Annotated in this window: 8 protein-coding genes and 2 pseudogenes; all 10 read right to left on the bottom strand. The window is 43.8% G+C overall.

Translation table 11 applies throughout. From position 1 onward, the window contains the following. Window positions 1-451 (bottom strand): annotated as a pseudogene (locus tag ACFO8Q_RS09810) (SpoVR family protein); the annotation flags it as partial. 87 nt (window positions 452-538) lie between these two features. Beyond that, window positions 539-1,612, bottom strand: a complete 1,074-nt coding sequence (locus ACFO8Q_RS09805) for a lantibiotic dehydratase C-terminal domain-containing protein (RefSeq protein WP_380025595.1) — start codon at window positions 1,610-1,612, stop codon at window positions 539-541. After that, a complete protein-coding gene (locus ACFO8Q_RS09800; RefSeq protein ID WP_380025594.1) occupies window positions 1,609-2,547 on the bottom strand; it encodes a thiopeptide-type bacteriocin biosynthesis protein in 939 nt (312 codons plus the stop codon). The genes ACFO8Q_RS09805 and ACFO8Q_RS09800 overlap by 4 nt, the downstream gene beginning before the upstream one ends. Further along, complete coding sequence (locus ACFO8Q_RS09795; RefSeq protein WP_380025593.1) at window positions 2,547-5,195, bottom strand: lantibiotic dehydratase; 2,649 nt, start codon at window positions 5,193-5,195, stop codon at window positions 2,547-2,549. Before ACFO8Q_RS09795 ends, ACFO8Q_RS09800 begins: the two co-directional genes overlap by 1 nt. A 16-nt stretch (window positions 5,196-5,211) precedes the next feature. Then, on the bottom strand, window positions 5,212-6,858 hold the full coding sequence (locus ACFO8Q_RS09790) for a YcaO-like family protein (protein ID WP_380025592.1): 1,647 nt from the start codon (window positions 6,856-6,858) through the stop codon (window positions 5,212-5,214). A 32-nt stretch (window positions 6,859-6,890) separates the two neighbouring features. Continuing rightward, window positions 6,891-8,252: a hypothetical protein gene (locus ACFO8Q_RS09785; protein WP_380025591.1), complete on the bottom strand. Its 1,362-nt coding sequence runs from the start codon at window positions 8,250-8,252 to the stop codon at window positions 6,891-6,893. Next, a complete protein-coding gene (locus ACFO8Q_RS09780) occupies window positions 8,249-8,944 on the bottom strand; it encodes an ABC transporter ATP-binding protein (RefSeq protein WP_380025590.1) in 696 nt (231 codons plus the stop codon). The genes ACFO8Q_RS09785 and ACFO8Q_RS09780 overlap by 4 nt, the downstream gene beginning before the upstream one ends. A gap of 97 nt (window positions 8,945-9,041) precedes the next feature. After that, a complete protein-coding gene (locus ACFO8Q_RS09775) occupies window positions 9,042-9,200 on the bottom strand; it encodes a hypothetical protein (RefSeq protein ID WP_380025589.1) in 159 nt (52 codons plus the stop codon). A 578-nt stretch (window positions 9,201-9,778) separates the two neighbouring features. Further along, window positions 9,779-10,420 (bottom strand): response regulator transcription factor, encoded by a 642-nt coding sequence (locus ACFO8Q_RS09770; RefSeq protein ID WP_380025588.1) that lies wholly within the window; start codon window positions 10,418-10,420, stop codon window positions 9,779-9,781. Then, window positions 10,413-10,583, bottom strand: a pseudogene (locus ACFO8Q_RS09765) (ATP-binding protein); the annotation flags it as partial. The gene ACFO8Q_RS09770 and the pseudogene ACFO8Q_RS09765, both read right to left, overlap by 8 nt. Window positions 10,584-10,709: the final 126 nt, after the last annotated feature.

Here is a 10,709-nt window from a genome sequence, read left to right as displayed (position 1 = left end):
GTCTCGATCTGCGGCCAGAAGTATAGCATCTCTTCCCGCATCATCGATAAAACATCCCGCTGCCAATCCGCCAGAATCTTGCTGTGCTCCATGATAAAAAGAATCATATCTTTCTCAGGCCGAGCCGGCACTTTCTGAAAAACGTTCGGTTGCTCATCCGTTTTTTTCTTCTGATCGCGTGAATCGAGTCTCCATAGGTCTTCGTAAGGTGAATCCGTTTCAACCTTCGGTTTTTCACCCGGAAAATCTTCTCGCGGTCGTTTCCGGGCAACCTGTGAAGGATCGATATGCTCTTGTATGGCAAGAACTGCATCAACAGTTCCTCAACCGCATCTTTCCCGTACTGAATTTCATAAGAGCCGATACGGTCTGCTGAGGCAGCCATACTCTCGACCATGTAGCGGGAAGTATGAGCAAACCGGGAATTATTTTTAAAGAAATCGCAGTGAGCGAAGTATCAATAATTCAAATAGCCCCGAATAAATTATGAGGACTTACCCAAAGTCCAATAACGAACGATGCCTTTACATTAGTTCCATTAAGAAACAATCCCCAATTTTGAATAACGCTCCAGTTGTAACTTCCAATCTTGACCAAGCCTCTCTTCGAACCAGCGGGAAACGGAGTAACAGAGCATAAATTTTTCTGTCGGTTTTACCCCCAACTGGGCAAACGTCAGGTACAGTAAGTTCAGCACCAACCGCTTGCTTTTGAATTCCGTGCTACGTTTGATTTCTGCATATTCCGGAATGTTGTTGAGTGTTTGGTGGAAATCGCTAATCGTGCCTTCGTACCCTTGATTCCATCCTTTTTGTTCGATGATTTTCATATAGGTGTCCGCTTCCGGAAGCACCAACTCACGCTGTTCAATCAGTGGAAGTGTCTTTTGGATCAGCCCTTTATAAAAATTGGTCCAGGTGTGGAATAAGTCGCTTTTTAACAATTCCTCCTCAATTAGTTGGGTCAGAAACGACTTGTTATTTTGGAATTGTTCTTCAAAAACGTTACGGATTACACCCTTTTGGTCAAAGCGATTTAAAAAGGCCTCAGCATGAGAACGATAGCTTAACTGGTGGCGTGAACGGTCGCCCAGCGATTCCACTGCTGCCAACATCAGATATATTAGGTTTTTAAACTTTGCCCCTTCCGGTTGCCCCAAGACCTCTAGCACCATGTTGTTTGTGTCCACATAATATGCACGTACCTCCTCCGTCCCCTTGTCGCCCCAGATGTCGTTTCGAAGCACGGATTCCTGAATTTTTACCGTCAAGTCCTGCTCAAGCGGCAGATAGTCGTTCTCAAGTTCAAACACACTCAACTGTTTGTACTGCTTCACTACCTGCTCTTCGGTCAACGGTGTTTTTGCCGCATATTTGAAGATCTCTTGCTGAAGATAGGACACGAGTTCCTCTAGAAGCGCATCGGTGTCCGCTTCTGTTGGAAAGCCGATATGCGATTGAATGTGCGGTCCTTTTTTCCAATGACGCAAAAAGAAGGATCTAATGTTTTGATTATTTCCGTACTTCTCCAATAACGGTTTGATTTGTTCCAACAAAAACGGAGTATGCATCTGAGTGTCATGCAAGTAGATATGAATTGCGTGCCAGTTCATCCTTGATTCCCCCATTCTTTTAAACTGCGGCTCAACAAAAAGGTTATTTGGGCTTCCATAATAGGCGAGATACCCCAACGGTTACAGTGCATATGAATCCACGACCAGTAAAGTTGCCCCAGTGCCGTGGCTTTGTCGTCCCACTCGACAATCGAAGGGATCTTCACTCCATTGGGAACAAATTCACCACGTTCCACCGCCTCTGCCACTTCCCCTGCGAACGCTTGATATTGCCTGTAAAAACTGTTGTCCGCCTGTTCCGACCAATAGTACCTAACCACCTCTTGCATCACGGCGCTATTTTTGACCAGTATCTCTTCAAACTGATACAGCGCCGCTTCAACGCTTTGAGGTTGGTAGGTTTGCAGCGTTGAAAGACAATAGGAACGCAAAAAGTCAATCTCCTGCTGACAGTTAAGGCCTAGGCTTTTCACCATATAAGCGATGCTTTGCATCCCAATGTTGTATTTTTGCTGCAGACTGACCGAATTGGTAGACAATAGTTTAATCACATACCGGGATGAAAACTCAAACTGCACTTCGCTTAACGCCATCATTTTCTCACCGTTGTAGCGTTCCACCTCCGGTTGATACTCCATTTGTGCTATGGTTTGATTCGGATGCCAGTCCAACTCCCGGCTTTTGTCGGTTAAAACCTGGTATTGTTTGTAATACTCGTCCTTGCTGACCATAACAGTGCTTGGGTGGGCGACAAAAAACGATTCGACCGTCTCAAGAACATCCCGTTGCTGCTCCTTGTCAAGATCCCGAAAGCGCCAGCGCAAATGCGGACCACCCTCCCAATAGCGGATGAAGAAAAAAGGAGGAAATGGTCGCTTTTCCCATTTGCGGTTTAGTTCATGAAACATCTCCACGATCAGTCGGTCCCATTTCTCCTGATCATGATAGAAAACATGATAGCTGTGCCACCCCATTACAGCCCCCCCTTGTTATAGGTCTCGACCAACAGTTCGATCATGTGTGTTTTTCCTTGTACTTGAACAGGCAGCGTTTCCTGGGTGGGCAAAGCCTCCTCGATGATCAGCCGCCCGTTCATAAGTTGAACTTGGTTCAAAAGAACTTTGATAAATGTTATGTTGCGTGAATCGATGTACTGCGGCTTACGCATTCCGTCTTGATATGTACTTTTTGCATCGGTACTGCCGAATTGGTCCACCAGGTTTGCCCGGATATAAAAGCGCTCCGGAATTTCGTGTTTACGAAGCCAGTTTCGCAGTGCTATAAACGTGCCAAGGTACTCACCTTCTACGTGTGAAGCTCCTATCGCTCGCAAAAAGCTGTCTTTTTCCACCCACCATTGTCGGCGCTTCAAGATTGTACCGTTGACTTTGACGCGCGGGAAGTACAAAATATCTTGTTCCTTGAGTTGTGGGTAACGACTGTAATAGTAGGATTCGTGAAACGCAAGGTCGGGATTGGACAGTTGCGAAAAATAGATTAAAAAACGGAACAATGGCGGTAGAAGCTTGAGGTTTAAAAATTGCAGATACAACAGTCTAATCTTTTTCCCTCTGCTCTTGGAATACAAAGTTAACTGCCGACTCTCTTTGTCATAGCAAATTAAAATGTCCCTCAAATCGATTTGTTTCTCAGGCGGTTTGCTGCTCTGGATGCCCGGATAGACGACCTCGTAATCTACTATGTCAGGATGTAAGTTGGCATTGAATCCAAACACACCGTTGAGTTCCGCCCAGATTGTTTCTTCCCCCTCCGTTTCCTTGATGTGGTGGCGCGTCATCTCATTTAATGACATATCGACCCACTTAGACATACCACCCATAAATCGACTCATAAAACGACCGTGCCCGTCGGAGAGCTTGTTAATAACAAATTCACCATGCTGAGAGATCGGTTGCAAAAAATACGACCACGAGTTCGGACTCATCAATGCCAGTTCAGACGGAATCCGAAAGGCCACCTGCTCCAGATAGGATGCATCAAACTGCACGTCTGAACCATGGTCAAATCCTGCAAACACCTTGCGAAACAACTCTTCACGAAGCTCTTTCCACTGTTGGTAGATAGGATTGTCCACAAGTTTTCCGACAACAAAAGCAGGCGTTTCCTCAGCTTGGGGCTGAGCGCCCAACTCGGCCTGTACTGCCTGCTGAAACCGGAGAATGTTTTCGCACACACCGTCTTCACCGTATGTTTTCAGAAATATCTCTTTGATGAATAACTTGGTCGGTAGCTGAGTGTCAAACAGTGGAAAGATTTTTTGCAGTGGCCCGACATCCTGCAAAAAACGGTCTAATAGCGCGCGCGGTACCTGCATCGGATGCTCAACAAAGCAATCTTCGTAAAATAGCGGTTTGATCTGTTCGACAGATTCGTCTAATAGACCTACCAACTCTGAATACGCTTCCTCGATAGCAGTTTTCAATTCATCCCGCTCCTTCATGTTGTAGCGGGCGACTAACTCTTTAAATCTCGCAATCTTAGCCATCAACACCCGCACCAGATCCTGCGGTACTTCCGGATGATTTGCGACCCCGCACAGATGTTTGTAAATATCCTCCAGATAGTCGAGATTTTGCTCACAGAACGGTACCTGATATTCAAGAAGTCCCATCTCGATTAACTTTTCCAAATATTCTAACACCTGGGAATGCTCCGCTTCTTTTCCCATTAACAGTTGAACAAGGTCTTCTACCACAACCTTGTTGTATTTGACATACTGGCAGATTTGGTTTACCTGCTCGTTGTACGGCAGCGTTCCCCATTTTTCGTTCTGTTTTAAAAATTTTGTGGTAATGCGTTCTCTTTCAACGCTCAAAAAAATCAGATTCCCGCCGCTCGGGTCGGTTCGCAGATGTTTATTGGGAGCAAGCGGCAGGAAAAAACGTATGTCGCTTTTGGTGATTAACTCCCAAATGTAGATTGCCACCATGTTATTGACTTGCACGTTCGACTTCCAAACCATTTGCGGCAACGTATACACGTCCCAGTCCTCGGACAACTCCCCGAGCCCAACCATCGTGAAGGTGGAGAACGGACTAGTCTTGGCGATCATGCGCGTCAGATAAAGCAATACAGAGCGCTCGATTTTCTTCAACTTCCTCTCCTGCTGACTGATCGGCGTTTCCAGATAGCGTGGCCATTTTGTATACAAACTGTCACTGGATAAGGAGATCGCATGCATTAGAAGATCGTTGTTAGCAAGCTCTTGCAAATACTCCCGCTTCACTAGATATTCGCTCTCAAACGTCTCCTGGAGAGTAGTTCCTAATCCCGCCAATTGTTCGCGAATACCGATCCAAGCCCGAACCTGTTCGCTCAAATCTGCCGGAAGCGGAAGACTTTCGTAATCAATTATGATATTTTTGTTGTTGGCGATCGATTTTCTAAGTTTTAACAGTTGTTTTTTTGCATCGTAATCTTGTTCCGCCCCTATCAGAGGATACAAGAGGTTCAATAGTCGTTCAGAGGATTGGTTTAATTCCTTTTCCTTACACTCGATCTCCTCGATCAAATCGAGCGTTTTATTCATTTGCAACTTGTTCAAGATGTCTATCGCAACCGGCGCAATCCGAATCATCACCTTGGGAAATAGTTGAATCATTGTACCACCTCACTGATTATAAAAATGGGTGCGGCTCTCGCTCCAAAGAGAAACCGTATTGCCACACACAACTGTTCTTTATCATCACCTTCACCACACACAAGACCGGGTCGATCTTGCGAACCCAAGCAGGTGTCACATCAAAAGCGACAATCTCTTGACCGCGCTGGCTACATTCTTCCGTCATCCGCTCAAGCGCTTTCGTTAGTCCCTGCTCCCGGATTCCCTCGCCTTGCCGCATGCCGTTTTTATAAGAAGCTTCTTCTATCGGCAGCCTATCTAAGAAAGTAAACTTTTCCCGCTGTGATGGATGGAGATAAAAAAGCACATGGTCTTCCATTCGCTGAATGCTTTCTAGAGAATCTAAGAGAACTTCTGTTCTCTGTGCCTGTTCAGTAGTAATTTGTCTGAAGTTGAGATATCCGGTAAAAAGTTCGACCAAAGCCCCCAACACTGCCTTATGTGGATCAATCCCGGAGCCAATGGCATTTACTTGTCCACGCACCCAGCGCAGATGCACCCAAACGGTCGATAGGAGTGATTCGCCGCCGGTGTTGATAATCTGGACCTGACATCCTTCCTTTTGAAAGTAATCAAGGAGGTGAGCAATCTTATCCTCATTTGCAAAAAGATGTAGAGGCCAGCAGGTCATCCCTTCTTTTTCCTGCCAAACCGTGAGTGCACGATGCCGCTCCCATACTTCCTGTAGCGCATAAAAAGCGGCTTCAATTGCATGGGATCCGACCGCCGTGCCGTTTGAAGTGGTATGATGAAATCGACATTCTCCCCGACTATGTAATATTTCTTCGTTTTCAAAAAAAATCAGTTGCGCTGGTACCGTCACCGCTTCTCCCGTCATCAACGATGTTCCCTGCACCCAAAGGAAAGGCTTCTCCTCTTCAAACTTCGAGGCCCACTCCCCTCCAAGCAAATGATGTGGGTGAATGGCATTGGGCATCTGATTGTAAGAAGCCATTACGCCCGCCGCATCTCCCATGCTGCCGTTTAACGCCAGTCGCTCTACCGCCTCTAACAACGCGACCGAAGCGGCCGCTTGCTGATCAAAGCTCCGGCCGATTCCATATTCAGTTCTACAGGACAACTCTGTTTGCAGACGGGCGATCGCAAGACCTTTATATGTATAGACCTGAAGGTCCTTAAAAACGCTTACAGCCCCGAGCGGAACAGAGTTCCATAGTGCCTGAATCGCCCCCAAGTCCCGCTGCCGAAACGGTATAAGGTCTTTCACCTGCAGAGGCGGCATCTCTCTGTGATGATGTTTCGTGCAGTTGCCGCAATCAGGATGTGGAAACAAACGATACAGCTTAGTTTGTCCATCCGGTGTGACATGAACTGCCAACTGATAAGGAGATTCAGCGACCTTCTCTGTCAATGCACGGGCAATCGGCCCGATAATCTCCTTGTTTTTCAACTCCTCAGGGAAAAGAAGTCGCTCGCGATGATAGTAAGAAAGGCAGTTCGGACATCCCAACTTGGTCTCCTCACAGGTGGAAACCCACAGACCTCTTGCCGTGATTTCTACCGCGATCAAAGACGGATGTGAGTGGCGTGCTTGTGCCAATACTGTCAACCACTCTTGGTCCGTTTTTTTCGCGCGAAACACCACATGACTGAGTTCTTTTAGCTGTGTGTCATGTTCCAATTCCAACACATCCTTATTTGAAACCGTTTCCTTTACAAAACGATGATATGTAACATTAATATCGCGGTGATCCCCAAAACCATCTTCAAAGACACCATCAGTTTTGAATCGGCAGTCTGACTTTTCAACAGTCGTCTCATGCTGTTTTTCAAAAGATACAGATAAAGAATATACGAAACCGACATTTCTCCCGTCACCGTGAGCAGAATCTTCATCAAACTTTGATCTTGCAACAACAGATACGCTTGCGGAATCACGAGTAAGTACACTACCCAGACGGTAGTTTGAGCAAAACTTTTGGCGTATTTGTCAACCGACCAGGGCAATAAACGGAAATTGGTGACATTCAACCGTTCGGTCAAAATCTGAACCAACACGAATATAGCGATAAACGAAGCTACGGTATACCCGACCGCCTCCGCTAAGACTATCTCGGAAGAGCTAATCACTAAATTGAGGGCCATCGTGTTAGTGAGAATGTTAACTAAGACCCATTTGTTACTGGCAAAGTACATTCTCCAGTAGTACTTCATCATCCGGTTAAGATCATAAGACACATCATTTGCTTTCCGGCGGTTGGTCTTGCGATGAATCCATGGCCGCCTGCTGCTTCTATTACTGTTAAATCCTCCAAATATCTTATACACAAATAAGTTCCATGTTTTTTCCTGCCCTACATACACAGACCGTTGCCAGTCCATGTCATGTGTCATTGGAAGTGACCAACAAATCGCACTAACCAAAATGGCGGTACCAATTAAGACACCGTACACCGGCAGGACAAGACCCGTCCAATCAACCTGTAACAAAAACGAAAAAAAACTCACACCAGTTACAACGAGCACTGTGAGAACGGACATCATTACGCGACTTTTGAATTGTTTTTGAAACAGTTTCCACTGGAGAAGTCCCGCTAGAAAGTCAATTACTAAAAATGAACCGAACAATGATAGAGAGGTAATAAACGACAATAGATTCAGACCGATCAGCACCACGAGCAAAACCGCAAACTTCCCCGCCCTTGCAGCCTGCTCTTTGATAATCACATAGCGGAGATAGTTTTCGAGATTGAGTGGCAAAAAACGAAGCGCATAATCAGAATTCGTCAATTTAAAACGGGGGTCGATGTTTCCTTTCAATACATAGAGAAGCAACAACCCTACGGAAAACAACAGTTGCACCATGGTCGGGTTTATATTGAAACTTCCGGTAACATAGTAGTCTACTATGATTTCTCGCAGCACAAAAAATCCAAAAAGCAGAACAGGAATCAGATAAAAAAGCGTGGTCTTATCAAATAAAATTGAAAGGGCGAGCTGATTAATACTATAGATTTTTTTCCATCGTTGACCGTGGATTATTTTGAAAACAGAATGTTCCTTCACCATGCTCATCCTTTGGATACCTCAAAACCTCTTAGATTAGATATATCTCCATATTCTACCACTTCCCCTTTTTGCAATTTTATATAGGTGTTGCAAAACCCTTTTACCTTCTCAATCACGTGCGAGGACAATAAAACGGCCATTCCGCGCTCGGCACGTTTTTTCAATTCTTGCTCCAGGTAATAGGAAGCCTCTACATCTAAGCCGATAAAAGGTTCGTCGACAATCAACAGAGGTGTGTCGACAATCATGCTGCTGATGATATTCACTTTTTGCCGCATTCCTTTGGACAGATTCTCTGGATACTCCGACACCTTTTCACCCATCTCAAACATTTCAATGTAGGAATGGGCCCTTTTTTTAAATTCCGCCTCCGGGACCCCATAGCTTAACGCGAAGACCTGAAAATGCTGATAGACGTTGAGTTCATCAAACAGCATCGGCTCTTCGGGAATGTAGCTGAATTGTTGCTTGTAAGCTTCTTGCTCTTTTTCGCTGTCATATCCGTTGATCAAAATGCGGCCGGATTTTTTTTTAAGAATGCCCATCATCGAACGAAACGTAACCGTTTTGCCAGCACCGTTGTGGCCCAACAGCGCACAGATTTGGCCTTCATTTACCTTGAAATTCAGCCCCTTCAGAACCGGGGTGTGATTAATATCCACAAAAAGCGATTCAACTTTTACTATTTCTTTGCCCACTAACCTGCTCTCCTTAAAATTAATAGTCTTAGATCCTTTTCATGACGTTACGCCAACCTAAGACTAATATACCGTATAACTTAGTGGAAAGCCTTAATTAAGCAGAGCAAGTGAACCAGAAGAACGGAAAGAATGGCAGGGTCGATCCAACGGAGGATGCACCCTCAGTAGCACCTAAAGTACCTTCCATGTCGATAGCCTTTACTTCGTTGTAGGAAACTTCATCCAAAGCATTCATGTCGAATTTGAATTCCATTTAAAACACTCCTCTTTTTTTAGTAGTTATATGAAAAGGATCTAAGAACTGTATTGAAGTTATACAACTCTGAGAGCTTACAATAAAGTATAATTATACGGACCAATGAATTATTTTAATTTATTTATAGAATTTTTACTTCTAACTGGACAATCAGTTAATTTGTTTCCATTTCTCTAAGAAAAGAATAACGACGCATACATTAAATAAAAAGTCACATTTTAAAGTAGTACCCGGGAAATATGAAAGTTATTGGAAGGGAAAGGGAGCATTCACTTGGGGCTACGTCCCTTGTATTCTCCCATTAAATGTAAGATTTTGGTCTACGCATAAAAAATGAAGAAGAGTGAATTTCGGGGGATAGAGTTTAATCAAAAGTCACCACAGCAAGATGAAAAAATGGGATTACCTGTCGCTCTTTAAGGGGTTGTTTAAGGACTCACGTACAGCCTTTGTACAATCAGACCTACTAGAAGGTTGTCTCATCCGATAGACCTCGAAAAAATCATCAATCACAATTTGCTCGTAAACCGAAGAACGAAATACAAGAGTTGGATTCAGCTTTAGTATTGTTGCTATCACTCGATTAATTCTATTTTTTTTGCTTTGTGCACTGCTTCCTTACTAGATTTTACGCCAAGTTTTTTGAGTATTTTGGTCAACTGATTCTTAATTGTTTGCTCCGTTTTATAGTTTTTTTGTGCGATTTCCTTGATTGTGTTGCCTTGTTTGATCTGTTTTAAAATCTCTTTTTCTACATTTGTTAGCAAACGTTTTCGTTCTTCTTTTTTCATCCGAACAAGTTCATTCCGCAATACTTCTGCTGCTCTTGATTGAATATAAGATTGATTCGAATAGGCTGAACGAATTGCGTTTGGAATCTCTTTGTAATTCGTTTTGAGAAGGTAGTTGAAAGCTCCTGCGGTAAATGCTTCTACCACTACTTCGCTTTCGGTTAAATTTGTTAGCATAATGATCTTAGTATTATTGATCGACAAAATTTCCATAGCTGCATCGATGCCGTCTAGGTTGTTTTCAGATAACATTATATCCATTAGTACCACGTCTAATTTAGTATCTTTAGCAATAAGAATTGCTTCTTCTCTAGTTGTAGCGGTTGCGACTAACTCAATGTCTTTCTCTCTTTTGATATAGTCAGCTAAACATTCATTCCAAAAAGGATCATCCTCAACGAGCAAAACTTTAATCAAGTTATCCATTGAGCACCTCCGTAAAATCAACGATGTTTGTGCTATTTACGATTGCTTCTTTCGAAAAATGTAAATATACTGTGGTTCCAATACCTAACTCACTTTGTATTTCGATTGAACCATTGTGTTTTTGCATCACGTTATAACAATAACTAAGTCCTAAACCAAAATTTTTAGCTTTATTTTTTGGGCTCTACACCAAACATAGTGCTTGACAAAATGTAGGGCGAAAAATTGAAAAGCATCTGTACATTCCATAAGATGGTTGTGCAACCAAATCCAACTCGAGGAATGACAG

Origin of the sequence: Effusibacillus consociatus (assembly GCF_042652925.1) — a bacterium.
GTDB classification, from domain to species: domain Bacteria; phylum Bacillota; class Bacilli; order Tumebacillales; family Effusibacillaceae; genus Effusibacillus; species Effusibacillus consociatus.
The sequence above is the reverse complement of the archived record's forward strand: the minus strand, read 5'-3'. Positions and strand labels throughout refer to the sequence as shown.

Coding starts and splice junctions, on each gene's coding strand:
- ACFO8Q_RS09770 (WP_380025588.1), bottom strand. CDS start 10,420: ATGGATAACTTGATTAAAGTTTTGCTCGTTGAGGATGATCCTTTTTGG.
- ACFO8Q_RS09800 (WP_380025594.1), bottom strand. CDS start 2,547: ATGGGGTGGCACAGCTATCATGTTTTCTATCATGATCAGGAGAAATGG.
- ACFO8Q_RS09805 (WP_380025595.1), bottom strand. CDS start 1,612: ATGAACTGGCACGCAATTCATATCTACTTGCATGACACTCAGATGCAT.
- ACFO8Q_RS09785 (WP_380025591.1), bottom strand. CDS start 8,252: ATGAGCATGGTGAAGGAACATTCTGTTTTCAAAATAATCCACGGTCAA.
- ACFO8Q_RS09775 (WP_380025589.1), bottom strand. CDS start 9,200: ATGGAATTCAAATTCGACATGAATGCTTTGGATGAAGTTTCCTACAAC.
- ACFO8Q_RS09795 (WP_380025593.1), bottom strand. CDS start 5,195: ATGATTCAACTATTTCCCAAGGTGATGATTCGGATTGCGCCGGTTGCG.